Source organism: Bradyrhizobium sp. SZCCHNR1098, assembly GCF_032489375.1.
Taxonomy (GTDB): Bacteria; Pseudomonadota; Alphaproteobacteria; order Rhizobiales; family Xanthobacteraceae; genus Bradyrhizobium.
The window spans coordinates 1-24,438 of sequence record NZ_JAUEXY010000006.1; the positions used below are offsets into that span (position 1 = coordinate 1).

The following is a 24,438-nucleotide window of genomic DNA, read 5'->3' on the forward strand; positions in this document are numbered from 1 at the left end:
ACATCCCCTCTTCACACCCCAACAACAACAACGCCGCGCTGAAACCTCAGCGCGGCGTTGTCGTTTGTCTTGGTGCGCCAGCTCGCGCGGCGACATGCTGCCGAGGTCGAAGCTCGAGCCCCGCCGAGCTCTCGAGGCCAGAGTCCGCTGGCGGTGACTCGCGCCGCGACTGAGGCCGGGCTAGCGATGCTAGGATGACCATGCCACATCGGTTCGCCCGCGCGGCCAACGCGATTGAAAATGATCGAGAGGCGCGGATGGAAACGACCTCGGCGGGGCAGCCGTATCGCCTGAGCGCAATTGCGAGCTTTCATGCCCACATCTATTTCGATGATGCCACTCGAACCGAAGCCGCGCAGCTGCGGCAGTGGATTGCCGACCGCTTCCTTGTGACGCTCGGGCGTTGGCATGACGCGCTGGTCGGGCCTCACGAGCGGCCGATGTATCAAGTCGCCTTCGCGGTCGACGTGTTTCCAGTGCTGGTGCCATGGCTGATGCTCAATCATGGCCGCCTCAGCGTGCTGGTGCATCCGAATACGACGGAGCCGTTGGCCCATCACACCGCGCACGCGTTGTGGATCGGACAGCCGCTCGGCATCCGCGGCGAGAATCTTCCCTCGCACGGCGAGGCAGAGCTGCCGCGCGAGCCGAACACCACGCCGACGATCGCGGCCTGAGCTCGCGCGCGCGCACTGGTGACCGCGCCGTCTCCGGACGGTCGGAGCCTGGGCGGACTTGCCGGACTACAGCGTGCGCGCGAGATCGAACGCGCGGAGAATGACCTCGGCGGCATCGATGTCGAAATTGCTCGGGCCTAGCAGGCGCGGCGCCAGCGGGCGGCGGCCGGGCAGGGCATGTCCGCCACCTTCGACGCGGTACAGCGACACGCCGCCGATCACCTGGCAATCGCGCCAGCTGAGTTGTGTGACGGAGGTGTCGCTGGCGAGATCCCGATGCGGCAGCGCCGCGGCCTGGCGCGCGCCGCAGCCGTCGCGCCGCGCAAAGAACTCCGCCGTCTTTTCAGCGCTCCACACCCGGCCGCGCCCGCCGCGCAGCCCGACCTCGCCGCCGCGATAGGGCACCATCGGATCAGCCGTGCCGTTGATCATGACCACCGGCACCGGCCGCGCGGCGCAGGGCGCGATGCCATCCGGCATGTTGGCGATCACCGTGCCGATCCCGGCAAACAGCTCCGGCGCCTTGCAGGCCAGGGTGAAGCTCATCATGCCGCCATTCGAAATGCCGGCAAGATAGATGCGCCGGGGGTCGGCCGTACCGTCGGCGACGAGCTGCCGCACCAAGGCGCGGATGAAGCCGACATCATCGGGACCGCCGGAGTGGCCGTCGCGCCCGTCGTTCCATTGCCGGTCGAGGCCATCGGGAAAGACCGCGATGAAGCCATGAGCTCTCGCGGCTTCGGCAAAACCGGTCGTGCGCGCGGCGCCGGCGCCGCTGCCGAGCGCGCCATGGAGCACGATCACAGTCGGCTGCGGCGTCTTGCCCGTGGTCATCACCAGCGCATGACGCGGACCGTCGCGTGTGTCGATGGTGATGCCGCGCTCCGCGGCGACCGCCGCGGTCGAGACGAGCAGAGCCGCCGCCATGGCGGCCATGAACGATCGGAGATGTGACGTCATGAGCATCCTTCTCGGCTGTCGGGTGACTCCCCGCGGTGGGGCTTCTGTCCGGGCACGGCGGCCAGCACGCGCAGCCGCATCGCCCAGCTCCGGGCTGCCGCGAGGTCGCGGGCGATCGCAATCCATTCGCCAAATGCGATCCGCAACGGATTGAAGCTCGGCGCAACGCCGACGAGGCCGTAGCGCAAGGTTTCGCCGGCCGGGGCCTCGGCGAAGCTACCGAACAGCCGGTCGAAAATGATGAGCACGCCGCCATAGTTGCGATCGAGACAGGACTCGTTGGCTGCGTGGTGGACGCGGTGATGTCGCGGCGTGTTCAGCACATATTCGAGTGGACCGAGATGCGGCGCGAGCTCGGTATGGATGAAGAACTGGTAGAGCAGATTGACGCCGAGCATGCCGATGATGGCGAGCGGATGGAAGCCGAGCAGCGCCAGCGGCAGATAGAACAGGACATGACCGGAGATCTCGCTCGTCCAGCCGAGACGAATGGCGGCGGTCAGGTTCAGATGCGTCGAAGAGTGGTGCACGGCATGCGTGGCCCACAGCCAGCGAACCCGATGCGAGGCGCGATGGTGCCAGTAGTAGACGAACTCGCTGGCGAGAAACAATGCGAGCAGGGCGAGCGGCCGGCTCGCGTCGAAATCGAAGATCCTGTGGCGATAGGCGATGGCGAAGGGAAAGGCCGCGACGAGCGCGACCATTGCGCGGATCAGATGCTGTCCGATCGCGATGGCGAACGAGGCTGCGGTCTCGCGCGGGTCGTGAGTCTCGCGGCCTGCGAGCCGGCCGAGCCCATATTCCAGCGTCATGAAGCCGAGCGCCGTCAGCAGCACGATCGTGCGCGTCGACGGCGGTAGGGAAGAGAAGATGGGCATGGCGCGCATCCGACCTCATCGAATGGAGGCGGCGCGCCGGTCCGCCCCGGAGAGGCAGGCGGACCGGCGACATCGATGCTTCAGGGAGGCCGCGAGCAGCAACGCTATGGTGTTCGTTCAGCGCGTGACGGTGCGGCTGTAACTGTAGGAGTTGCCGCGCGGTCCCGTGCCCTGGCCCTGCCGGGTGCAGCTGCCGTCACTGCAGCTCGCGGAGCCGGAGCGCGACCAGCTGCGGCCGGCGGGACCTGTGCCGCCACCCTGCCAGGCGCAGGCGCCGCCGGAGCAGCTGCCGGAGCCGCCAAATGAGGTGGTGCCGCGCGGTCCGGCGACCGAGCCGCTGCGGGTCCAGGCATTCGCGTCGACCGCGGCTGCCGCCGAAAGGACTGCCACGAGCAAAAAGGTCGCGATGGATGTCTTCACGTCAGTCTCCCAATTCGTTCGCGCCGGCGATCGCGTCGCCTGCAGAGGGATACTGTGCGTTGGATGTCGCGGGCGGATGCACCGCCGGTGTCGTTTGGTCGCGGTGATTGGCCGGATTGTAACGGCTTGTCACGCGATCGCCGTCCGATACCGCAACATCGAGCGGCGCGGCGGGCTCTGGTCCAGCCGCACCCTCGACGTTCCGGCGCCTGTTCAGGCCACTACCGGCCCGTCGGTGTGCTTCACCACCTGGTCTTCGTCGCCGTGTTGACGTTGATCACCGCCGTGGCCGTGTTGGACGTGGTTGTCGCCGTGTTGTTGATCAGGGTCAGCAGCTTGTAGTAATCGACGACCTTGGCGTTGGCGACGTACATCACGTCCTTGCTGCGCATCTGGAAGCCCGAGGCCAGCAGCATGCCGGAGGGGTCGCGCAGGTTGACGTGGTAGATGGTCGGAATGCGGTCGTAGATGAAGCGGCTGGTATCGATGCCGAGCTTCTGCAGCAGCGGGCGTTCCTCGTAGCGATAGAGGAAGACCTCGGCTGGATCCGATTGCTGATCGTTCAGGCCGCCCGCCTTGCCGATCGCCTGGGCCAGCGTCAGCGTCTCCGTATCGAACGAAATCTCGGAATTGAAGCCGAAGACGTTCTGATTGAGGGCGCCGAGGGCCGTGAAGGTGGGGGATTCCCGCGTGATGTAGACGACGTCGTTCGGGCGGATGAAGATGTTCTCGCGCGGATCCTGCACCACGCGGCTGAGCAGCACGCGCACACGTTTGCCGTCCCGCTGCAGGGTCACGTAGCTTTCGATGGCCTCGTGCTTCGGGCCGCCCGCACGTGCGATCACCGCCAGCAGGCGTTCGCCCACGCTGTTGAGGGCCAGCACGCCCGGCGTATTGACGTCGCCGAGCACGCTGACCACGCTGGAATGCTGCTGGTTCAGGCTGACGACGACCTGCGGCTCGAGGGCGCGCTTCTGCAGCCGGAAGACGATGTCCTGCTCGATCTGCGGCAGAGTCCGGCCGGCGGCGGCGATCTCGCCCGCATAGGGAACGCGGATATTGCCTTGCTGGTCTACCGCCTGCGCCGGCAGATCCACGAAGTTGCCCGGGCGGGCGCCGGCGGCCGTGGGCGGCGTGAACAGTCCGCCTGGGGCGGCTTCGAAAATGGAAACGTTCAGCACGTCGCCGATGCCGGCGACCTGCACCGGCTTCGGCCGCTTGTCCGGAAACACGCCCTGGAACGTGACCATGTTGGGCTGCGACAGGAAGCCGATCGTCTCGGGGCTGATGTCGACCAGCGCATAGGGAAGCGCCGTGTTCGACCGCACGCTGGCCGTGGCATTGTCGTTCACTGCGTCGCTGGTCGGTCCTGTTCCGGGGAGCAAGGAACAGGCTGGCAGAAGCGCCAAGATCACCAGAGTTAGGAGCGCGCGCGAGCCACGGCAAAGGCTATGAAAGCCGCTCGGGTCCACTGCGCTGTTGCGCACAGGAGACCCCCCGCCGCCGGTCGACCCGCGCGGTTTGATCAAGGCCTTCAAACCCATCCCCGAATACAGCAAAAATACGTTTCCCCACGCTGCTCCCTCCACCAAGAAGGGAGAACGTCCCACATATTTCAACCTACCCGGCGACCATACTGGACGAAAGCGCACCGCCGTGCGGGTTGGTCCGCTTTTGCCCGGCCGTGCCAATTAGGTCACAGTATGACCTTACCATATTACCGCAACGAGCTGTCAACTTCGCCGGAGGTCCATGGTGGACGGATGATCCGTTCGACCTAACAGAAGACGAGCAATTTTAAGCACAAAGCCGTTGCGCAACGGTTAGCCTGAGTCGCTTCGCTCAGGCAGGGGGCGACGCCATCGCAGGCCGCGCAACGAGTCGGTGAGCCAAGGCCGTCGGACGGGGCGCCCGGACCGCAAGCGGGCGGCCGGCTGTCCAAGGCCGCCGATCAAGTCTATGCTGCTGCGCCAGCCCTTGAGGCTCTTTGCAACGGAGCACGCAATTGTCGAACGTGATCAGGATCGCCGCAGCTGCTTTCGCGATCGCCGTCACGGGCCTATCCGATCCCGCGTCCGCGCGCGGTCTCTATCCGCTGACGGAGTGCGGGCCGGATCTCAGCAGACTCTGCCGGCTGCACGGGGCATTCGAGGCCACTCCGTTTCATTACAATCTCGCGATTCATCCCGGGTGCATTCGGCGTGTCGCCGTCCAGACGCCCCGGGGCGTGCTGTACCGCCGCGCGGTGGTGTGCGGAGCGCCGGAACGGCCCATGATGTGGTAACCTCGGCCCTTTCCTCGGCGTCTCCGAAGGGCGCTGGACGCTCCGCTCGGCAGCTTCATGGTCAAGCTTGGCGCGAGATGGCGGCCGCGATGGTTGATGCGGGCCGTGCTCGTTCCGACGGCTGGCGCCCGCCCCAGCCGTGTTCGGGAGTGTCGATCATCGCGCGCACGATTAAATGGGCAGTTCCGCACCGTGCTTTTACGTGATCTGAAATTAAATTAATCGTGTCCAGACGATTCCGCGCGGTCGGAGACATAAAACGGTAGACTGAACAAACTAAAGCTTCAATTGTACCGGACCAAAGGTGCTTAATAAGTCCTTTCTGGCAATGCGGTAGCATTTTACTGCAAACCGTAGCGAGTGCCAGAAGTATTTAATGTCTTGCTGCTAGATGGTAAATTAACTTGTCGCGAGTGGTTAATTTAATTTCTAAAATCGAATCCGTGCATCGTCGCGATGACGGTTTGCCGGAAGTCGAGAAAAATCCCTCAAAACTCGCCAATGAGTGGGGTCCGTCCTTGTGTGACGAGCTTGGTACCGCGTTGATCGAGGATATTGAGACGGATGGCGGCGGTGGCGCTCTGAATGCTGTCCTGAAATCGCTGAATAAGATGCGCCTTGCGAAATCACGTTTCGGCCGGCCATCGTCGGGCCGTTCGCCGCAATCCGCGCTGCGGTCTCAGATCGAGCTTTGTGATGCCCTGCTCGAGGAGATCCAATCCATCAGCAGCAGCCTGGGCAAGCGCGCGAAGAAGTCCGCGGCTCCCAGGCGTCGCCCGATGGCCACGCGGCGCCGCCGCGGGACGGCTCATTTGATCGCGCCCCAGCCGGCGGTGCCGGGTCGGACCAGGCAGCAGAAATAATCGCATCGGAAATTGATCGACGCGGCGGCCGCCCGTCATGGTCGCGCCGGTTGCCGGCGCGAGGCGACAGCCGCTCAGCATCGATCCCGACGGCGCATCAGATCGCCCAGTGCTGCTGTCGCTGGCAGCGACGGCCGGACGTCATCCGGGCGTTCTTCAGCCGTCGTATCGCGCAAAGACGGCGCCCCGAGACAGTGCCGGCCGGAACCCATGTCACCGGTGGGCGGAGGATCGGGCCGCCGGGGGACCGCAGCCGTCCTCCACGCCACAGCCGATCGCGCGGCAGTCAGTTTCCGCTGCCGGTGGTGTGCCTGTCTCACGCCGCGCGACCCCGGATGCCGTCGGCGCGACGTGTTTGAGTCTGATTCGCATGAGCGCGCCTGAAGGATCCCGTGTTTGGCGAAGGCGCTTGATTCGCCGAATCGATGTCGGCGGCTTTGCGGCATGTTCACGATGCGGGCTCAATTAAACCAGCTCGCGACATTTTGTGCGCATGCAAAAATATCTCGATCCGGGTTATCGGGGTGCTCGCCCAAATAGGTTGTAAGCCCTCGCGGCAGCTTTGAAAAACATGGCGCGGTGAAAATGTTCAGCGACCGAATTCGGCATCGTTTGATCATCAAACCTACGTCACTTTGACGCGATCTTGCCTCAATGCGCAGCGAATCCGTTGCAAATCGTGTTGATTCGGCGACTTCTTCCAGCGTGCAGACGAATGTTGCCACAATCTGGAGGCGGTGCGACATAATTTCGGAAAAGGGGGTTGCGGGTTGATAATTGTTTGAGTTACAACCATTAGGTCTAGCCGGATTGGTATAAACTCAAATATTCAGTTTTTCCGAGCGCGAGCCACTTGCGGAACGAAATACCGAATTATATGACGTTAATTCGGCAGGATAGAGATCACAGACAAAGGTCGCTGCATGTCCACCAAGAAGATCGATTTCGAGGCGATGTCTTTCGATGACCTCTGGTCTCTCCATGAGCAGATCAGTCAGATCCTCGCCGTGAGGATCACGTCGGAGAAGCGCGAACTCGAACGTCGTCTGGCGGTTCTCAACCGCAGCCGCGGTGCCATCGAAGGCGCCGGCAGCGAGGGTGGGCAGTCCTACACCACCAGCGGCAAGGCGCGGCGGAAATATCCCCGGGTCCTGCCGAAGTATCGCAACCCACAGACCTCCGAGACCTGGTCCGGCCGAGGCAAGCAGCCGCGTTGGCTGGTGGCGGCGATCAAGACCGGGCATCGGATCGAGGAATTTGCGATCAATGGGGCTGGCGCTTCGAAAAGTCGCCGTCAGCGCGCCTGATCGGGGTAGCTTCAATCAAGCTCGTCGCGCCGATAGTTGAGCGACGCTGCGCGTCGATACCGGGCCTGATTCGCCCTCTCAGCATCCACGAACGACATGTGAGCGGTTTGACGCCGCAACGTCGCGATCCGCCGATCAAGACCTGACCGAAGTGGGCCCGTCCGATCTGCCCCGCACGGCTCCGCCGATTGGCTCGCGATCATCATCCGTTGCGAATGCGCCTAATAGGCATTGTTGCCGCGGATCAGCTCGATCGGCGTCCTCAGCAGGATCGCGACGTCGAGCGACAGGCTCCAATTGTCGATGTACCAGAGGTCGAATTCGACGCGCTGTTCGATCGACGCACGCGTGGGCGTCGGGCCGCGGCAGCCATGCACCTGCGCCCAGCCGGTCAGTCCGGGCTTGACGCGGCGACGGAACGCGTAGTTGCGCACGAGCTTGTCGAATTCGTTGTCGTGCGCCAATGCGTGGGGGCGGGGGCCGACCAGGGACATGCTGCCGTCCAGGACGTTGAGCAACTGCGGCAGCTCATCGATGCTGGTCCGGCGCAGCCAGGTCCCGAGCCGGGTGAACCGGCTGTCGCCGATCTGGGCCTGGACGATCGAAGGCCCGTCCTCGAGAACGGACATCGTGCGAAACTTGTAGATCTGAAAAGATCGGCCGTTGAATCCGCAGCGTTGCTGCCGGAACAGCACTGGCCCGGCCGAGTCGAGCTTGATGGCGACCGCCACCAGCAGGAGCAGCGGCGACATCAATGCCAGCGCGATGCCCGCCAGCATGACATCCATGAGCCGCTTGGTGGCGTGTTCAAGCGGGCTCAGCAGGCCGCGCTGCAGCTCGATGCAGACCGCATTGCCGAGTTCGCGGCACGGCCGCTTGAAGATGTCCGAAGCCGTTCCGACCGGCACGAAACTCACTGGAAACGGCAGGACTCTCAGCTCCGCGCCGAGCGTTCGCAGATCGGACCAGGGTTCGGGATTGGCGCCGACGACGATCTCTTCGATATCGGAGCCGCGCACATAATCGATCACGCTCGAAACGATCCGCTGCCGCTGATCCGGATCCGCGTCGGGCTCAGGAAGCAGGAAGTGTCGCTGGACGCGAAAGCCGGTGTCGGTGAGCACCTGGGTCAGCCCGGCGTTGTCCTTGCCTGCTTCATCGGTGATCAGAACGATGTTTCGGCCGGAAAATCGTCTCTCCGCCAGCCCCTTTGCCAGCAGATATGCGGTGGTGCGGCGATGCAGGATCAGCGCCGCGAGCCCGAACATCGCGAATACGATGCTGGTGCCGCGCGAGAATTCGCTCCCGATCTTGAGCGCGAACAGCGCGCCGGCCAGCACGAGGAACGCCGTGACCCAGGTCAGGCAGGCCGCGCGGATCTGGCGCGGCAGGATCAGGAGCTCGGCCGGCCGGTACATCCCGCGGATCTTCATCAGCGAGACGAACAGCGCCGACACGAGGATCGCCAATCCGAGCGATTTACTGACGTCGTTGGCTCCCGCCGGATCCTGCAGATGATACAGAAACCCGGACAGGACGCTCGACATGGTAATCGTTGCAATGTCCGCCGCGATCGCGAAGGGCTCCACCGAGTCGTAGTGGACGGGCCATTTCCGCCCTTGGAATTGTCGTTCCAAGAGGACGGCCGGCATGCCATTTCGATCGAGAGTCTTGGGCTGATCCACGTAATGCATGGGATGTCGGTGTTCGAAACTCGGTTAAATAGCGATTAGCCGTCATTATATGTTTTGGCATTTAATTTAAACAATTAAAAACTGCCATTGGGATTTATTCGCGCCGTCAGACGTCTCCCGATACCGCGACGAGGCCGGTGACACCGGAATGCCGGTTCTGGAGGACGGAACGATGCCGCTCGCCCCCCTCCAAGTCGGTCCTGGCAATGCCCGCGTGACGATTTAATGTTCGTGAGACGGATATTTCAATGCGGGCGGCCAAGAATGGCATTTAAAAAGAGATATAATTGGATTATTAATCCGGTGCCGGGCGCCCGCGACGCGGGTGACGCGTCCGCAGCCGACCGAATGCAGGGGCAGGTTTTCCTCGTGCAGCCGGGAGGGCGAAGCGAGGGCACGGCGAGCTGTCTTCGAGGCCGGCCGGCGAGATTGGAAGATTATGATGCTCATTTCAAAGATAGAGAACCCGAAGGACGTCGCGCCATGAAGGTTGTATTGTTCTGTGGAGGGCTCGGGACGCGGATCCGGGAATATTCCGAGAGCATTCCGAAGCCGATGATTCCGATCGGCCACCAGCCGATCCTCTGGCACGTCATGCAGTATTACAGCCAGTACGGGCACCGGGATTTCGTTCTGTGCCTGGGCTACAAGGCCAATGTGGTGAAGGACTATTTCCTGAACTACAATCAGGCGTCCACCACCGACTGCACGATCTCGCAGTTCGGCAAGAAGGTCGAGCTGCTGGGCGATCGCCCCCCGGATTGGCGGGTCTCGCTGGTCGACACCGGCATCTGGCGCAACATCGGTCAGCGACTGCGGGCGGTCCGGCACATGGTCGAGGGTGAGGAGATCTTTCTCGCCAACTACAGCGACGGCCTGACGGACGCGCCACTACCGGAGATGATCGATCGTTTCAAGCGCAGCGGGAAGATCGGCTGCTTCATCGCCATCCACCCGCCGATCAGCTTTCACCTCGCCGAATTCGACGCCGACGGCACCGTGGGCCGCATGGCAGCGAGCAACGATTCCAACATCTGGATCAACGGCGGCTACTTCATCTTCCGCAAGGAGATATTCGACTATATCGACGAGGGTGATGAGCTCGTCGTGCAGCCGTTCAAGCGGCTGATCGACCGCGGCGAGCTGATGGCCTATCGCTACGAAGGGTTCTGGCGCGCCATGGACACGCTCCGTGACCGCCAGGTGCTCGAGGAGATGATCGAGCGCGGCGACACGCCCTGGCAGCTCGGCGCCAGCCTTCCGGCGGTGGTGAACGGATGAGGGCGCTGCAGCTCGCCGGTCGCGGCGACCGGCTGTCGGTCCTGTGTCTCGGTGCGCACTCCGACGACATCGAGATCGGGGCCGGAGGCACGCTGCTGTCCTGGCTCGATCAGGGCGTCCGCCTGGATGTCCATTGGTGCGTGCTCAGCGGCAATGGCGAGCGCGGCGTCGAGGCGCGAGCATCTGCCGACGATTTCCTTGCCGAAGCCGCCGGCCGCAATCTCGAGATCATGCAGTTCCGCGACGGCTTCTTCCCCGAGCAGGGGGAGGAGATCAAGGCCTGGTTCGAGCAGCTCAAGGGCCGGATCAACCCGGACGTCATTCTCGCTCACCGCCGCGACGACGCCCATCAGGATCATCGGCAGGTCAACCGCCTGGTCTGGAACACGTTCCGCGATCATCTCGTCCTGGAGTACGAGATTCCGAAATGGGACGGCGATCTCGGACGGCCCAATCTCTACATGCCCATTTCCGAGCGGATCATGAAGCGGAAGGTTGCGCTGCTGATGGCGCATTTCGGCAGCCAGCGCTCCAAGCAATGGTTCGACCCGGAAACGTTCATGGGACTGGCGCGACTGCGGGGCATGGAATGCCGCGCCGCCGAGCGCTATGCCGAGGCATTCGTCGTGCGCAAGCTGTCCTTGGGGTGAACGGCGGCCGAATCCGTTCGCCGTGAGGTCCTCGCGGACGACGCATCAATGTCCGATCGGCAATGTCCGATCTGCGAGGAGATGATCGGCGCTTGGCCGCGATGCGTGGCTGCGGCCGGCGGTCAGCCGGCCGCCCGTCGGGGAAGTTCGACGATCTCCTCTGCCGGCGGACGCTCGATTGCGGTGGCCGGCACCTTCTCCAGCCAGACCTCGCGCCACCATGCATAGATGCCGCGCGGGCAGAACAATCGGTTCTCGCTGTAGCGCGACTGGCAATAGACGCCGTCGAGAATGACGGCCGGTGTCTTCATCCGCCGGATGTAGCCGGTGCGCTCGTCGATGAACTTCTCGACGCGCGTTCGCACCCGGAACACCTTTCCGCAATAGGGCACCATCTCGGCGTCGAAGCCCATGCCGCGGTTGTTGGTCTGCTTGTCGATGGTGGCCAGGATGTCCTTGTGCGGGCGGACGCGGACGAGATCGCCGGGCTGCAGCCCGAGATCGGCGATCGGCGCGTCCTTGTCTGTCAGGAGATCTCCGCGCTTGCGCGGAAACGGTACGCCGCCCCACAGCGACTGGACGCGGTCGTAGACCCAGCGCGCGGGCCGGCCGAGACGCGGACGGCGCGCCATGGTGGCGCCGACATAGGCGAAGTAGAGAAAGCCCTTCAACATCTTCGCGAGCGAGACATTGCCGGACGCGACGTCCTCGGCGTATTGCCGGGCGTCCCACCATTTGAGCGGCTGGGTGTAGGTCGGCAGCTCGGTTGCCTGGCAGGCGTAGCGCGGGCCTTTTCCCGGCTGCTGATCCGGCGACTTCGTCGCGTCCCACACCGCGCGCACCGTGCATCCGCCGGACGGCTGAGGCGCAGCCGCGCGGTCCGGGCCGGCCGGCGCGGGTTTGGTCGCATCCACCGGGGAGAGCCACGCCTCCTTCCAGAAGATCAGGCAGGCCGCCTGGCAGCCGCCATAAGCCTCGCCGTCACAGCGGTGCTCCAGATGCACCGCGTTGGGAAGGCGCCGGCCGAGCCATTCTCCGGTGTTGTATCCGGTGACCGTGTCGCAGGTCTTGTGGGCGCGCTTGTAGACCTGGAAGCGTTGACCGCACCATTTGAACATCTGCGGCATGAACGGCAGCCCTTCCAGGCGCCCGTTTGCGTCGAGAGTGGCCAGGATCTCTTCCTTGCTGCGCACTTCGACCCAGTCGCCGGCGGATAGTGTCATGCTCTGTCTTTCAATGCTTAAATCAATGCGTCATCGAGGCGGGTGGGGCATCCCGCGCGGGACGCCTCATTTGCCAGGGATCGAATTAAAGCTGCCGAGATCTGCGGTCAACATTTGTCCCTTTTGTGGCGTTATTTAATTTGAGCCAATTAATTAAATCAAGAGGGCGCCTGATGCCGCGCCGGCCGGATGGTCGCGACATCAGGCGGATCGGGGTAAATACACGGGTTTTCCCGGAGTTTTATGTGCCGCGCCGGAGAAAACGGCTGGCGACGTCGCTTGCTGACGGATTCACTGGACGCTGGCTAGAAAATTAAATTATAATCTATTGGAGGGTGATTTAAATTCTCGTTTTGGTTGGTGACATAGAGGGTGCGATTTTGAAGGTACTGATCACCGGAAACATGGGCTATGTGGGTCCGGTCGTCGCGCGGCATCTGCGGGCGCAGCGCCCGGATGCGACGCTACACGGCTTCGACAACGCCTATTTCGCGCACTGCCTGACCGGAGCGCCGGTTGTTCCGGAGCGATGTCTCGACGAGCAGATCCATGGCGACGTCCGCGACATGTCGCTCGACCTCCGTGGCTATGACGCCGTGGTCCAGCTGGCGGCGATCTCCAACGATCCGATGGGCAATCGCTTCCAGGAGGTGACGCTCGACGTCAACCAGAACGCCACCGTATCGCTCGCCAGGAGGGCTGCGGCGGCTGGTGTGAAGAATTTCGTGTTCGCGTCGAGCTGCAGCGTCTACGGCATCGCCGACGGACCGCCGCGCAAGGAGAGCGATCCGCTCAATCCCATCACGGCCTACGCCAAGTCGAAGATCGGATCGGAGCAGGAACTCGCCGCCATCGACACCGGCATGACCATCACCTGTCTGCGCTTTGCGACGGCCTGCGGCATGTCGGATCGGCTGCGGCTCGACCTCGTCCTCAACGATTTCGTGGCCTGCGCGCTCACCCGTCGCCAGATCAGCGTGCTCTCCGACGGCACCCCCTGGCGCCCTCTGATCGACGTCGCCGACATGGCGCGGGCGATCGACTGGGCGATTGACCGGCCGGCGGCGACGGGCGGCCGCTTCCTCACCATCAATGCCGGCTCCGACGACCGCAACTACCAGGTCAAGGATCTCGCCAATGCGGTGGCTGCGCGAGTGCCCGGGACCAGCGTATCGATCAACACCTCCGCGCCCGTGGACAGCCGCTCCTACAAGGTCGATTTCGGCCTGTACCGCTCCCTCGCACCCGATCATCAACCGCAGGTCACCCTGGACCAGTCGATCCAGAACCTGGTCGAGGGTCTCAAGAGAATGCAGTTCAAGGATGCCGAGTTTCGCTCGTCCGATCTGATCCGTCTCAAGGTCCTACAGGACCACATGGAGACAGCCAGGATCAACGACAGGCTGCAATGGACGTGATTGCGCCGGGCAGACGGTCGCCTCGGCCGGCAAAGACAGTGACGGAGACATCATGGAACTGACCCTTCCCACCGCCGTCGGCGTCGCGCCCAAGTGCCGGCACTGCGGCGACGACCTGACCCTCAAGCTGATCGACCTCGGCGCCTCGCCGGTCGCGAACGACTACATCGATCCGGCCAACTACATGCGCGCGGAGCCGTTCTATCCGCTGGAGACCTTCGTCTGCCGCGAGTGCCGTCTGGCGCAGACACGCGACCTCCTGGCCGCGTCCGAGATCTTCCGCGCCGACTATGCCTATTTCTCCTCGCACTCCACCTCATGGCTCGAGCACGCGCGGCGCTACGTCGAAGCCATGGCCGATCGCTTCAAGCTCGGTCCGGCCTCGCGGCATGTCGAGATCGCGTCGAATGACGGGTATCTGCTGCAATACTCCCTCCAGAAGGGGATCGACTGCCTTGGCGTCGAACCCTGCGAAAGCGTTGCGCTGGCTGCACGTACCAAGGGCATCGAGACCCGCATCGAGTTCTTTGGCCGCAACTATGCGACCCGCCTCCGGGAGGAGGGCTGGTCGGCCGATCTCCTCACGGCCAACAACGTGCTCGCGCACGTTCCTGATATCAATGACTTCGTCGGTGGCGTCAAAATTCTGCTGGCGCCGGAGGGCGTCGCGACCTTCGAGGTCCAGCACCTGCTGACCCTGATGCAGCGGCATCAGTTCGACACCATCTATCACGAGCATTTCTCCTATCTGTCGCTGATCGCGGGCCTGCGCATCTTCGCACGGGCGGGCTTGCGCGTTTTCGACGTCGAGCTCCCGGAAACGCATGGCGGCTCGATCAGGTTCTTCGTCTGTCACGAGGGCGCCGCTCATGCGGAGAGCCCGAACGTCGCCGACGTCCTGGCACGAGAGCGGGCCTATGGGTTGCATGACGACGCGATCTACATGGCCTGGAACGAGCAGGTCAAAGAGACGAAGCGGGCTCTGCTCGAGCTCCTGACGACACTGAAGCGCGACAACAAGAAGATCGTCGGCTACGGTGCCCCGGCGAAGGGCGTGACGCTGCTCAATTATTGCGGGATCCGCACCGATTTCCTCGACTTCACGGTCGATCGCGCCCCGTCCAAGCAGGGCCGCTACATGCCGGGCGTTCGCATTCCGATCCTGCCGCCGGAAGCGATCTTCGAAGCCAAGCCCGACTACGTCCTGATCCTGCCGTGGAACATCAAGAGCGAGATCAAGGCCCAGATGGCGGCCATCCGCGACTGGGGCGGCCGCTTCATCGTGCCGGTCCCCAAGGCGACCATCGAGGAGTAGAGCAGGGCATTGCCGCACGACTGCGCGAAGAGTTTTGAGCCATGAGGTTTGTCCAGCTGGGACGGTCGGATGCGCGGCTGATCGAGCTTACCGTTCGCTCTGACGAGCGCGGCAGCTTCACGCGAACCTGGTGCGCGAAGACCTTTGCTGAGCAGGGCATCGCGTTTATCCCGGTGCAGGGCAACAGCTCGGTGACCCGTCTCCGCGGCACCGTCCGCGGCATGCATTTCCAGCGCGCGCCGAAGCCCGACGCCAAGATCGTCCGCTGCAGCGCCGGCTTGATGCATGACGTCATCGTCGACATCAGACCGGATTCTGCGACGCGCGGCGAGGTCTATGCCTGTGAGCTCGGTCCCTCGACGGCGCGGATGCTCTACGTCCCCGCGGGCTTTGCCCATGGCTTCCAGACGCTGACCGACGACGTGACGGTCGAGTATCTGATGGGTGAGGACTATGTCGAGGAGCTCTCGGACGGTTTCCGGCACGACGATCCGATGATCGGCATCCGATGGCCGCAGCCGGTGACGGTGTTGTCGGCCAAGGATGCCGCCTGGCCCTCGCTTGCTGAGCGGGAGCTGTGGTGAAGCAGCATGACGGCAGCTCGGTGTCTTGGGGGAGGAATCTGGCGGCCCCGGAGCGGCCCGATCGCCTCGAAGGTTCTGACTATTTGTCGAGGAGGATCACGGAATGACGAACATTTTCGTTGATGCCATCATGCCCGATGACGAGCGGCGCCAGAAACTGTACGAGGGTGCGCTGTTCCTGTACTCGCCGACGCCCTCGCTCGATGCGCTGGTCGCGTTTGCCAGGGAGCTGATCGAGGAGGCGTTTCATCCTTACGATCCGCGGACGGCGCAATTCGAGCTTCCTGTCGAGCGCTACGTCGAGATTCTCGTCAGGCTCAAGCCATTCTTCATTCATCACGCCCGGTCGAAGGAGCTGGTGCAAGGAGCGCTCCGCGAGCTTGGCTGCGATCCCGAGCTGACCTATTTCGACGTGCCGCGGCTGCGGTCGGCAACGAGCGATGACTATCTCACCACCGGGATCGCATTCGCATTCCACCCTCATCGCGACACCTGGTACTCGGCGCCGCCGTGCCAGCTCAACTGGTGGCTGCCGGTGTATGACATCGCGCCAGACAACGGCCTTGCATTCCACCCGCGCTATTTCGACGAAGCGATCGAGAACGGCTCCAGAAACTATAACTATTACGAGTGGAACCGGACCTCGCGGGCATCGGCGGCGCAGCACATCAAGACCGATACACGGGTGCAGCCGAAGCCGGAGCAGGAGATAGCACTGGATCCGCAGATCCGGGTGATCGCGCCGAGCGGCGGTGTCACGATCTTCTCCGGAGCGCATCTGCATTCGTCGGTTCCGAATACCTCGGGCGTGACGCGGTTCAGCATCGATTTCCGTACCGTGCATTCTGCCGACGTCAGCGGCAGGCACGGCGCCGTCAACGTCGACTCGGAGTCCACGGGCACGAACCTGCGGGACTTCCTGCGGGTGACCGACCTCGTGCGGCTGCCTGAGGAGGTCGTCGCGCCGTATGATCAGGTCGAGGCGCCCCGCGATCATCTGATCTATCAGCCGACGATCGTGCCGCTGGCGACCGGCGGTCTCGCAGCCGATGCCGCGCAGGCATCGGCCTGACGGATGATGCAAGGTTCGCAGGTCATGCTGGACATCCTCACATCATCAATAGGGCCGCGGGCGCCGGCGATCGATCTCCATGATCTGATTACGGAGCTGTTTCCAATCAACCGTAGCCTCACGGGAGCTGGGGTCCGTCAGACGCTCGAGATCGTCTCACGCTATGTCGACCTCGTGATTCACGAAGTGCCGTCCGGAACGCCCGTCCTCGACTGGCATGTGCCGGCGGAGTGGAACATTCGTCGCGCGACGATCTCGACCCTGGCGGGCCGCCCTCTCGTCGACTTCGCCGACAATAATCTGCATGTGATGGGCTACAGCAAGCCGGTCCAGGCGGTGCTCAGCCGCGCTGAGCTTGCGAAGCACGTTCATACCTTGCCGGAGCAGCCTGATCTCATTCCATACCGGACCGGCTACTATGCCGACGATTGGGGGTTTTGCCTGCCGGATCGTCTCTGGCGGGAGATGACGGACGACAGCTACCACGTCGAGATCGACAGCGAGCTCTCGCAGGGATCGTTGACCTACGGCGAATTCTTCGTCCCCGGACAGACGGACAAGGAAGTCCTGATCACCTGCCACGTCTGCCATCCGAGCCTCGCCAACGACAATCTCTCAGGGATTGCCGTCATGACGGCGCTGGCGATGCGGCAAGCGCAACGGCCCCGCCGGCTCGGGTACCGATTTCTATTCCTGCCGGCAACGATCGGCGCGCTTGCATGGCTCGATCGCAACGAGCGGGATCTCGACCGTGTCGAACACGGCCTCGTCCTCACCTGTCTCGGCGACCCCAGTGGATTTCACTACAAGCAAAGCCGGCGGGGCGCGACCATCGATCGCGTCGTCGCGCATGTCCTGAAGCAATCAGGCCATCCTCACGAGATTCTGCCATTCAGTCCCTATGGATATGACGAGCGGCAGTTCTGCTCACCGGGATTCGATCTCCCAGTCGGGTGCCTGATGCGCGGCGTGCACGGCACATTCCCCGAATATCACACCTCGGCCGACAATCTGAATTTCGTCAAGTCGGACTGTCTCGACCAATCCTACGCCGTCATCGAGGAGGTGCTGGATCTGCTCGATCGTGACTGCATCTACGAGCGCGTCGATGGGCGAGGGGAGCCGCAACTGGGACGGCGTGGTCTGTATCGCGCGATTGCCGGTCAGCGCGAGGCAGGTGGCGCGACGCAGATGGACCTCCTCTGGGTCCTCAATCTGGCGGATGGCAGGCACAGCCTGCTCGACATGGCAGTCCGGGCCGACGTTCCGTTCGCGCGAATCGAGGCCGCCGCACGGATCGCGCTGGACGCCGGCCTCGTTATCGTAACGTCATCGCCTTCTCCGTCAGCACCGGAGCATGTGAGCCGACAAGACCAGAGTGAGGCGTCATGAGTTCGCAACCGGGCAAGCCCCGCATCGCCGTCTTTTCACTCCGAAACATCTTCGGTAAGGCGCTCAATCGCGGCCCCCACGTCGAGTTCGAGGACATCATCTGCGAGGTCGATTCCGCCGAGCTGTTCGCGCCCGAGCTCGATCCGTCGCGCAGACGGGCGAGCTTCGCCACCCGGCTGGGCTACCACGCGCCCGTGTTGTTGAATCCTGGGATCGCGCGGATCCAGCCGCGGCAGCAATACGACGTTCTGTTCGCGATCTGTGGATTCCCGCAGGACCTGATCATGTTCGATGCGATCGAGGATCTGAGAGGTGCGTCCAGGACCTCGGTGTGTCTGCTGGACGAGCTATGGGTGAAGGAGATCGCCAAGCACCGGCACTTCCTGAAGATCCTCGCCAAGTTCGACGTCGTGATGCCGTTCCAGATCAACACCGTGAAGCCGCTCAGCGAGGAGATCGGCCAGGCTTGCGTGCATCTCCCGCTCGCCATCGACGCGATCCGCTTTTGTCCCTATCCCGATCCCCCCGAAAGGGTCATCGACGTCTTCAGCATGGGGCGCCGCTCCCGTGTCACGCACCAAACGCTGCTCGCGATGGCGCGGGACAGCGGCATGTTCTATCTCCACGACACGATCGGCGGCAGCCAGGCCATCGACCTTCGGGAGCACCGGGCCCAGATGGCAAACCTCGCCAAGAGGAGCAGGTATTTTCTGGTCAATCCCGGCAAGTTCGACGAGCCGCAGGAGACCGGGCGGCAGGTCGAGTTCGGCTACCGGTATTTCGAGGGCGCGGCATCGGGAGCCATCATGCTCGGTGAGCGTCCCGACAACGAACTCTTTCCGCGGTTGTTCGACTGGCCCGAGGCGATGGTCGACGTGCCGCACACGTCGCCCGACATCGACCGGGTCATCAGGGAGCTGGACGGTGACCCGGTCCGGCAGGACCGGATGCGGCGAAGCGGCATGGCCCAGACCTTGATGCGGCACGACTGGGTGTATCGGTGGGAGACGATCCTGGAGGCCACGGGTCTGCAGCCGATGCCGGGCGTCGCTGCACGCAAGGATCGGCTGAAGAGGCTGGCCGAGATGGCGGCCGGTCCGGGGGTGGCGCGCGAGCATGAATTAGATCGCGAGCCGGCATTGTTGGCGCAGTGATGTTTCAATCCGTTTCTCCGCCACAAATTGGCGTCATCGCCGCCCCGGCGGCCCATGTTTCGGCTGCAGACGATTTTATACCGGCTGCATTTCGACGATTGGATGTTTCATTGCCCTGTACGGATCTGTTTGGCCGTGACTGGGAATAGGAAAGTTGGTTGCAATGTTTGAAAGCGATTGAACGGAGATGTCGGAAGCCGTCGCCGCCTATTTCGAGGAACATCGGGAGTCGAACGATCTCGGACGCCGCGCGTTGCGCGGCGGCCTGATTTCCATCGTCATCCAATACGGCAATGCCGTGCTCCAGATCGGAGCGGCCATCGTCCTGGCCCGGCTGCTCGCGCCGGAGGATTTCGGGCTCGTCGCCATCATCACCGTGCTGACGAGCTTCGCGCCGCTCCTGATCGACTTCGGCCTGCTCGACGCCACCGCCCAGCGCAGCAGGATCACACCGGCCCAGGTCAGCGGCCTGTTCTGGGTCAGCACCGGCATCGGCGCGACGGTGGCGATCGTCGTCGCTGCATCCAGTCCGCTGATTGCCTGGGTCTACGGTGATCCGCGACTGGAGCCGATCGCGCTCTGCGTCGCGATCACCTTCGTGCTGTCCGGGCTGACCAATCAGCACATGGCGCTGCTCCGGCGCACGTTGCAATTTGGCCGCATCGGTCGGATCCAGCTGTTCGGCACGCTGGCGGGGACGGTTGCCGCCGTCGCCATGGCGTTCGAGGGCTACGGCTATTGGGCGCTGGTCATTCGCCCCGTCGTGACATCGATCTGCGTCGTGGTCGCCGCGTGGTCGGCATGCCGTTGGCGGCCCAGCGCGCCGGTGTTCGACGCCGAGGTGCGATCGATGGTGCGTTTTGGCCTCCACGTGGTCGGATTCACCGTGGCCTATACGTTGTCACGGGCGGTGGACCGGATCGCGCTCGGTCTGCTCTACCGGCCCGATCAGGTCGGGTACTACCAGAATGCGATGAACCTGTACGACAACTCGATCTATGCGGCGCTCAATCAGACGCATGCGGTGGGAAGCTCGGCGCTCAGCAAGCTGCAGACCAATCCGGTCGCGCTGCGGCAGAAGTACGAGGCGGCGCTCTCGATCCTGGCCTTCTTCGTGATGCCGGCGGCGGCGATCCTCTCCGTCACCGCCGAGGACCTGACCGTCGTCCTGCTCGGGCAGAAGTGGCAGGCTGCGGGAGCGCTGCTCAGCATCATCGCGCTGCGCGGCATTTCGCACGTCGTCGAGGGCTCGCAGGGCTGGCTGCATCTGTCGCTCGGACGGGCGGACCGGTGGCAGACCTGGGGGATCATCTCGCTCGTCGCGCAGGTCGTTGCGGTGCTGGTGGGGCTGCCATTTGGGCCGGTCGGCGTGGCCTGGGGCGTCGTGGTCGGATACTCGCTGATCGCCCTGCCGTCGGTCATGTACGCCGGACGTCCGATCGGCATCGGTGCGGAGGTCGTGATCCGGGCCGTCGGACCGCAGACCATCGGCGCCGTCGCGACTGCAGCTGCCGGCTGGTGGCTGCAAGCCGCGCTTCTAGGGGCCTATCCCGTCCTCCTGCGCATGTTCCTGTCCGGGTGCTTCTGCGGCTGTCTCTATCTCGCGATCGTCGTCGGCGTGTTCCGGGTCCGCGAGCCGCTCAGGATCGCAGGTACGATCGTGCAGGATTTCGCCGGCAAGCGCTGAGAGGGAGCGAAAGGGGGGCTCGGACAGCACCGCACGTCGCGATTAACTATCGCAATCATTGAATACCCCATATAAAACACCCGTGATTTAAATCCTTTAAATGGTCATGGCCAGCGACAACCACCCGGACTTGGATGTGATGGAGGCGGCTCCTGCGCCGTCGGCGCAGCGCGAACCCGAATGGTCCGCAGCCGGTTTCGCCGACCGACGGCGGCTCAGCATCCTCAGCGTCTCGCACATGCCGGCGAGCCCGCCGCGGTTCGGGGCACAGGCGCGCATGCACGGGCTGATGACCCAGCTCGCGCGCCGCCACGACCTCACGGCGGTGATGCTGGTCGATGACGCCTTCGACATCGACGAGTGTCGGCGGGCCATGCAGGCCTATTGCCGCGACGTGGTGCTGGTGCCGAACCCCTACGGCCGTGACGGTCTGGCGAAGCGGCTGCTGCAACTGCGCTCGCTGGTCTCGTTGCGCAGTTTCGATCGGCTGCGCGTGGCCCTGCCGGAGCTGCAGCGGGCGCTGGATCGGGTGCTGCGGACGACACCGTTCGACATCGTCAATCTCGAATTTCCCTATCTCGGCCACTGCCTGTTCCGTCAGGCGCCGGCCGGCGCGCCGCGGCCGCGGCTGATCGTGGACTCGCATGAGATCGCCTATGACCTGGCGCGGCAGTTCGCCGCCACGGGCGCGAGTCTGGGCCGCCGGCTCTACGCCGGTGCGAACTGGCGCAAGCTGCGCCGCGAGGAGATCGCGGCCTATCGCGAAGCCGATGGCGTTTATCTCTGCAGCGCGGACGACGAGAAGCGTCTGCATGACGACGTTCCGAACGCCCGCACTGCGGTCATTCCCAACGCCGCCGATATCGACTTCTATCAGCCGCGCAGCACCGACCCCGCGCCCGACGGCCGGACGCTGGTCTATTTCGGCCTGCTGTCGACGGTGCCGAACATCGATGCGGTCACGCATTTCGTACACGACATCTGGCCTCGTATCGCCGCCCGGCACCCGGATGCGCGCTGCAAGATCATCGGCGGACGGCCGCCGCCGGCATTGACGGCGCTGGCCGGGCCGCGGATCGAGCTGACCGGCTTCGTGCCGGACCTGCGGCCGCACCTCGCCGCGGCCGCGGCGGTGATCGTCCCGCTGCGGCTCGGTGGCGGCACGCGGCTGAAGATCGTCGAGGCCATGGCGATGGGCAAGGCGATCGTCTCGACCAGCCTGGGTGCCGAGGGCATCGAGGCCATGCCCGGGCGCGACATCCTCATCGCAGACGAGCCCGACGCCTTTGCGGGCGCGGTCGATCGGTTGCTGGCCGAGCCCGATCTCGCGGCGCGGATCGGCGGCGCGGCGCGGCAGGTGGCGGTCGAGAAGTATGCCTGGAGCTCGGCGGCTCAGGCGCTTGAAGATTTCTACTGCGAGATCCTGGAGACAAGATCGTGATGAAGGCCGCGCTCATCGGGGCAGGGCAGATCGCCCGCCAGCATCTGGCCTGTCTCAACAGTTTGCCGGGCGTTCAACTGGCCGGCATCTGTGATCTGTCGCCGGCGACGGCGGAGGCCGCAGCCGAGCGTTACGCCATCCCGTCTTGGTTCACCGATCATCGTGCGATGCTGCAGACCGTCCGGCCCGATGTGGTGCATGTGACGACGCCGCCGACCTCGCATTTCCGGCTGGCGATGGATGCGCTCGAGGCCGGCGCGCATGTGATCGTGGAGAAGCCCGCGACCTCGACCTTCGACGAGCTGCAGACCCTGACGTTGCGCGCCAAGCAAACCGGCCGCCATGTCGTCGAGGACTACAACTACGTCTTCAACCGGGCACCGCAGGAGATCCTGCGTCGCATCGAGACCGGCGAGTTCGGCGCCGTCACCCATGTCGACGTGCAGATATGCCTCGACATCCTCGGTCCCGACGGTTTTGCCGATCCGAACTCGCCGCATCCGGCGCTCAGCCTTGCGGGCGGTGCGATCGCCGACTTCCTGCCGCATCTCGCCTCGCTGTCACATGCATTCGTCGGCCCGCATCGCAACGCGCATACCGTCTGGAGCAAGCGCAAGCCGTCGCCGCTGCCGTTCGACGAGTTTCGCTGCGTGGTCGAGGCCGAGCGCGGCACGGCAACGCTCGGCTTCAGCGCGAGCGCTCAGCCCGACGCGTTCTGGCTGCGGGTCTATGGCGAGCGGATGCAGGCGACCGCCAATCTGTTCGAGACGCGGCTGACGTTCGACGGCCCCCGCAACGTGCCGAAGCCGCTGCGCCCGTTCTTCAGCGGACTGGAGGAGGGCCGCGACATCCGTCGTGCCGCGCTGTCGACCCTGCTGCGCAAGTTCAAGGGTCCAGGGGCCTATGAGGGGCTGTGGGAGTGCCTCGCTCGCACCTATCAGGCGCTTGGCTCGGGAGCATCCTTGCCGATCACGATGGAGGACGTCCTCGCGGTCAATCGGATGGTCGAAGCGATGAAGCCGACGGAGCAGGCGGACATGAGGAAGCTGGCGATATGAAAGCCCTGGTCACGGGCGCCAACGGGTTTCTCGGCCGGCATGTCGTCGATGCGCTGCTGGCCCGCGGCATCGAGGTTCGCGCCATGGTGCGTCCGGCGACGCGCGTTGACGCGCTGGGCTGGCCGTCGTCGGTCGACATCGTCAGGGCCGACCTGCGCACCTCGCGCGACCTTGTTCGCGCGTTCGAGAATGTGGATGTGCTGATCCATCTGGCGGCCGTGGTCGCCGGCGGCGAGGATGCGCAATTCGCCGGCACGGTAGGCGGCACCGAGCGGCTGCTCGAGGCGATGGCGGGCAGCGCCTGCCGCCGGCTCGTGCTGTGCAGCAGCTTCTCGGTCTACGACTACACGGCGACGCGCGATATCCTCGACGAAAGCGCACCGCTCCAGCAGACACCTGATGTCTACACCCGCGGCGGCTACACCGTCGCCAAATGGTGGCAGGAGCGGGTGACACGCCGTTATGTCGAGAAGCACGGCTGGGACCTCACCATCCTGCGTCCCGGCTTCATCTGGGGACGCGGTCACGGCTATCTTGCGGCGCTCGGCCAGCAGATCGGGCGCCACCACGTCGTGATCGGGCCGCTGACCCGCATCCCCATGACCCACGTCGAGAACTGCGCCGATGTCTTCGCGCTGGCGGCCACGGATCCGCGGGCCATCGGCCAGACGCTGAACGTCGTCGATGGTCCCGGCGAGCGGGTCTGGACTTATCTGTCGGACTACATGCGCGGCACCGGCGAGCGTGGCTTGCGGTTGCCCATCCCGCATTGGCTGGCCAGCGCCGTCGTACGGCTGGCGTTCGCGACCGTGTTCAGGCGGGCGACCAAAGTGCCGGCGATCCTGACGCCCAAGAAATTCGACGCGATGCTCAAGCCGCTGCGCTTCGACAATCGCAAGCTGAGGGATACGCTCGGCTGGACGCCGCCGCTCGACTACGAACAATGTCTGGCGCGGACCTACGGTCCGTTGCCGGTTTCGGCGGCAGCGCCGGCGTCCTGGTCGTCTGGAACGGCTGCTTCCATTTGAGGGCCGCGATGGTCCAACGGCGCCTGAGATGGAGAGGGCTTTTGGTCGTGCT

21 protein-coding genes are annotated in these 24,438 nt (G+C 64.2%); 15 read left to right on the forward strand and 6 right to left on the reverse strand.

Annotated features, from left to right (window positions below):
* The first annotated feature begins 257 nt into the window (after positions 1 to 257).
* Positions 258 to 677, forward strand: coding sequence for a DOPA 4,5-dioxygenase family protein (locus QX135_RS14625; protein ID WP_316181408.1), 420 nt, complete (start codon positions 258 to 260; stop codon positions 675 to 677).
* 66 nt (positions 678 to 743) lie between these two features.
* Here the strand turns inward: QX135_RS14625 and QX135_RS14630 are convergent, their stop codons facing one another.
* The 4 genes from QX135_RS14630 to QX135_RS14645 all read right to left on the reverse strand — a co-directional run bounded on the left by QX135_RS14630 (position 744) and on the right by QX135_RS14645 (position 4,545).
* Complete coding sequence (locus QX135_RS14630) at positions 744 to 1,637, reverse strand: alpha/beta hydrolase family esterase (protein ID WP_316181410.1); 894 nt, start codon at positions 1,635 to 1,637, stop codon at positions 744 to 746.
* Positions 1,634 to 2,515 (reverse strand): sterol desaturase family protein, encoded by an 882-nt coding sequence (locus QX135_RS14635; RefSeq protein WP_316234129.1) that lies wholly within the window; start codon positions 2,513 to 2,515, stop codon positions 1,634 to 1,636. Before QX135_RS14635 ends, QX135_RS14630 begins: the two co-directional genes overlap by 4 nt.
* A 117-nt stretch (positions 2,516 to 2,632) precedes the next feature.
* Positions 2,633 to 2,935, reverse strand: coding sequence for a hypothetical protein (locus QX135_RS14640; RefSeq protein WP_315758308.1), 303 nt, complete (start codon positions 2,933 to 2,935; stop codon positions 2,633 to 2,635).
* A gap of 242 nt (positions 2,936 to 3,177) precedes the next feature.
* A complete protein-coding gene (locus tag QX135_RS14645) occupies positions 3,178 to 4,545 on the reverse strand; it encodes a polysaccharide biosynthesis/export family protein (protein WP_316181568.1) in 1,368 nt (455 codons plus the stop codon).
* Positions 4,546 to 5,623: 1,078 nt separating this feature from the next.
* On the opposite strand from QX135_RS14645, the gene QX135_RS14650 reads away from it, so the two are divergent.
* Positions 5,624 to 6,082 (forward strand): hypothetical protein, encoded by a 459-nt coding sequence (locus QX135_RS14650; RefSeq protein WP_315739467.1) that lies wholly within the window; start codon positions 5,624 to 5,626, stop codon positions 6,080 to 6,082.
* A 923-nt stretch (positions 6,083 to 7,005) separates the two neighbouring features.
* Positions 7,006 to 7,389 (forward strand): H-NS histone family protein, encoded by a 384-nt coding sequence (locus QX135_RS14655; RefSeq protein ID WP_315739468.1) that lies wholly within the window; start codon positions 7,006 to 7,008, stop codon positions 7,387 to 7,389.
* Between the two features lie 221 nt (positions 7,390 to 7,610).
* On the opposite strand, the gene QX135_RS14660 is transcribed toward QX135_RS14655, so the two are convergent.
* Positions 7,611 to 9,083: an undecaprenyl-phosphate glucose phosphotransferase gene (locus tag QX135_RS14660; RefSeq protein ID WP_316181417.1), complete on the reverse strand. Its 1,473-nt coding sequence runs from the start codon at positions 9,081 to 9,083 to the stop codon at positions 7,611 to 7,613.
* A gap of 483 nt (positions 9,084 to 9,566) precedes the next feature.
* Here QX135_RS14660 and QX135_RS14665 point away from each other — a divergent pair, with 483 nt between their 5' ends.
* Complete coding sequence (locus QX135_RS14665) at positions 9,567 to 10,364, forward strand: glucose-1-phosphate cytidylyltransferase (protein WP_315777018.1); 798 nt, start codon at positions 9,567 to 9,569, stop codon at positions 10,362 to 10,364.
* On the forward strand, positions 10,361 to 11,014 hold the full coding sequence (locus QX135_RS14670; RefSeq protein ID WP_316181419.1) for a PIG-L deacetylase family protein: 654 nt from the start codon (positions 10,361 to 10,363) through the stop codon (positions 11,012 to 11,014). The genes QX135_RS14665 and QX135_RS14670 overlap by 4 nt, the downstream gene beginning before the upstream one ends.
* Positions 11,015 to 11,136: 122 nt before the next feature.
* Here the strand turns inward: QX135_RS14670 and QX135_RS14675 are convergent, their stop codons facing one another.
* Positions 11,137 to 12,237 (reverse strand): hypothetical protein, encoded by a 1,101-nt coding sequence (locus QX135_RS14675; protein WP_316181421.1) that lies wholly within the window; start codon positions 12,235 to 12,237, stop codon positions 11,137 to 11,139.
* A 380-nt stretch (positions 12,238 to 12,617) separates the two neighbouring features.
* Here QX135_RS14675 and QX135_RS14680 point away from each other — a divergent pair, with 380 nt between their 5' ends.
* From QX135_RS14680 to QX135_RS14725, 10 genes are all read left to right on the forward strand, one after another.
* Complete coding sequence (locus tag QX135_RS14680) at positions 12,618 to 13,655, forward strand: SDR family oxidoreductase (protein WP_315739475.1); 1,038 nt, start codon at positions 12,618 to 12,620, stop codon at positions 13,653 to 13,655.
* Between the two features lie 52 nt (positions 13,656 to 13,707).
* Positions 13,708 to 14,970 (forward strand): class I SAM-dependent methyltransferase, encoded by a 1,263-nt coding sequence (locus QX135_RS14685; RefSeq protein WP_316181423.1) that lies wholly within the window; start codon positions 13,708 to 13,710, stop codon positions 14,968 to 14,970.
* 41 nt (positions 14,971 to 15,011) lie between these two features.
* The gene (locus QX135_RS14690) at positions 15,012 to 15,554 is read left to right on the forward strand and encodes a dTDP-4-dehydrorhamnose 3,5-epimerase (RefSeq protein ID WP_316181425.1); all 543 of its coding nucleotides are present in this window, start codon (positions 15,012 to 15,014) and stop codon (positions 15,552 to 15,554) included.
* A gap of 103 nt (positions 15,555 to 15,657) precedes the next feature.
* On the forward strand, positions 15,658 to 16,626 hold the full coding sequence (locus QX135_RS14695; RefSeq protein ID WP_316181427.1) for a phytanoyl-CoA dioxygenase family protein: 969 nt from the start codon (positions 15,658 to 15,660) through the stop codon (positions 16,624 to 16,626).
* A 24-nt stretch (positions 16,627 to 16,650) separates the two neighbouring features.
* A complete protein-coding gene (locus QX135_RS14700) occupies positions 16,651 to 18,018 on the forward strand; it encodes a DUF4910 domain-containing protein (protein WP_316181429.1) in 1,368 nt (455 codons plus the stop codon).
* Positions 18,015 to 19,172 (forward strand): glycosyltransferase, encoded by a 1,158-nt coding sequence (locus tag QX135_RS14705; protein ID WP_316181431.1) that lies wholly within the window; start codon positions 18,015 to 18,017, stop codon positions 19,170 to 19,172. Before QX135_RS14700 ends, QX135_RS14705 begins: the two co-directional genes overlap by 4 nt.
* 187 nt (positions 19,173 to 19,359) lie before the next feature.
* Positions 19,360 to 20,859 (forward strand): lipopolysaccharide biosynthesis protein, encoded by a 1,500-nt coding sequence (locus QX135_RS14710; RefSeq protein ID WP_316181433.1) that lies wholly within the window; start codon positions 19,360 to 19,362, stop codon positions 20,857 to 20,859.
* A gap of 106 nt (positions 20,860 to 20,965) precedes the next feature.
* Positions 20,966 to 22,300, forward strand: a complete 1,335-nt coding sequence (locus tag QX135_RS14715; RefSeq protein ID WP_316181570.1) for a glycosyltransferase family 4 protein — start codon at positions 20,966 to 20,968, stop codon at positions 22,298 to 22,300.
* The gene (locus tag QX135_RS14720; protein ID WP_316181435.1) at positions 22,300 to 23,358 is read left to right on the forward strand and encodes a Gfo/Idh/MocA family oxidoreductase; all 1,059 of its coding nucleotides are present in this window, start codon (positions 22,300 to 22,302) and stop codon (positions 23,356 to 23,358) included. The genes QX135_RS14715 and QX135_RS14720 overlap by 1 nt, the downstream gene beginning before the upstream one ends.
* Positions 23,355 to 24,386 carry an NAD(P)-dependent oxidoreductase gene (locus tag QX135_RS14725; RefSeq protein ID WP_316181437.1) on the forward strand — a complete coding sequence of 344 codons (1,032 nt, stop codon included), beginning with the start codon at positions 23,355 to 23,357 and terminating at the stop codon, positions 24,384 to 24,386. The genes QX135_RS14720 and QX135_RS14725 overlap by 4 nt, the downstream gene beginning before the upstream one ends.
* Positions 24,387 to 24,438 lie beyond the last annotated feature (52 nt).

Coding starts and splice junctions, on each gene's coding strand:
- QX135_RS14635 (WP_316234129.1), bottom strand. CDS start 2,515: ATGCCCATCTTCTCTTCCCTACCGCCGTCGACGCGCACGATCGTGCTG.
- QX135_RS14685 (WP_316181423.1), top strand. CDS start 13,708: ATGGAACTGACCCTTCCCACCGCCGTCGGCGTCGCGCCCAAGTGCCGG.
- QX135_RS14705 (WP_316181431.1), top strand. CDS start 18,015: ATGAGTTCGCAACCGGGCAAGCCCCGCATCGCCGTCTTTTCACTCCGA.
- QX135_RS14665 (WP_315777018.1), top strand. CDS start 9,567: ATGAAGGTTGTATTGTTCTGTGGAGGGCTCGGGACGCGGATCCGGGAA.
- QX135_RS14670 (WP_316181419.1), top strand. CDS start 10,361: ATGAGGGCGCTGCAGCTCGCCGGTCGCGGCGACCGGCTGTCGGTCCTG.
- QX135_RS14695 (WP_316181427.1), top strand. CDS start 15,658: ATGACGAACATTTTCGTTGATGCCATCATGCCCGATGACGAGCGGCGC.
- QX135_RS14660 (WP_316181417.1), bottom strand. CDS start 9,083: ATGCATTACGTGGATCAGCCCAAGACTCTCGATCGAAATGGCATGCCG.
- QX135_RS14655 (WP_315739468.1), top strand. CDS start 7,006: ATGTCCACCAAGAAGATCGATTTCGAGGCGATGTCTTTCGATGACCTC.
- QX135_RS14700 (WP_316181429.1), top strand. CDS start 16,651: ATGCTGGACATCCTCACATCATCAATAGGGCCGCGGGCGCCGGCGATC.
- QX135_RS14690 (WP_316181425.1), top strand. CDS start 15,012: ATGAGGTTTGTCCAGCTGGGACGGTCGGATGCGCGGCTGATCGAGCTT.
- QX135_RS14630 (WP_316181410.1), bottom strand. CDS start 1,637: ATGACGTCACATCTCCGATCGTTCATGGCCGCCATGGCGGCGGCTCTG.
- QX135_RS14720 (WP_316181435.1), top strand. CDS start 22,300: ATGAAGGCCGCGCTCATCGGGGCAGGGCAGATCGCCCGCCAGCATCTG.
- QX135_RS14675 (WP_316181421.1), bottom strand. CDS start 12,237: ATGACACTATCCGCCGGCGACTGGGTCGAAGTGCGCAGCAAGGAAGAG.
- QX135_RS14725 (WP_316181437.1), top strand. CDS start 23,355: ATGAAAGCCCTGGTCACGGGCGCCAACGGGTTTCTCGGCCGGCATGTC.
- QX135_RS14715 (WP_316181570.1), top strand. CDS start 20,966: ATGGCCAGCGACAACCACCCGGACTTGGATGTGATGGAGGCGGCTCCT.
- QX135_RS14625 (WP_316181408.1), top strand. CDS start 258: ATGGAAACGACCTCGGCGGGGCAGCCGTATCGCCTGAGCGCAATTGCG.
- QX135_RS14710 (WP_316181433.1), top strand. CDS start 19,360: ATGTCGGAAGCCGTCGCCGCCTATTTCGAGGAACATCGGGAGTCGAAC.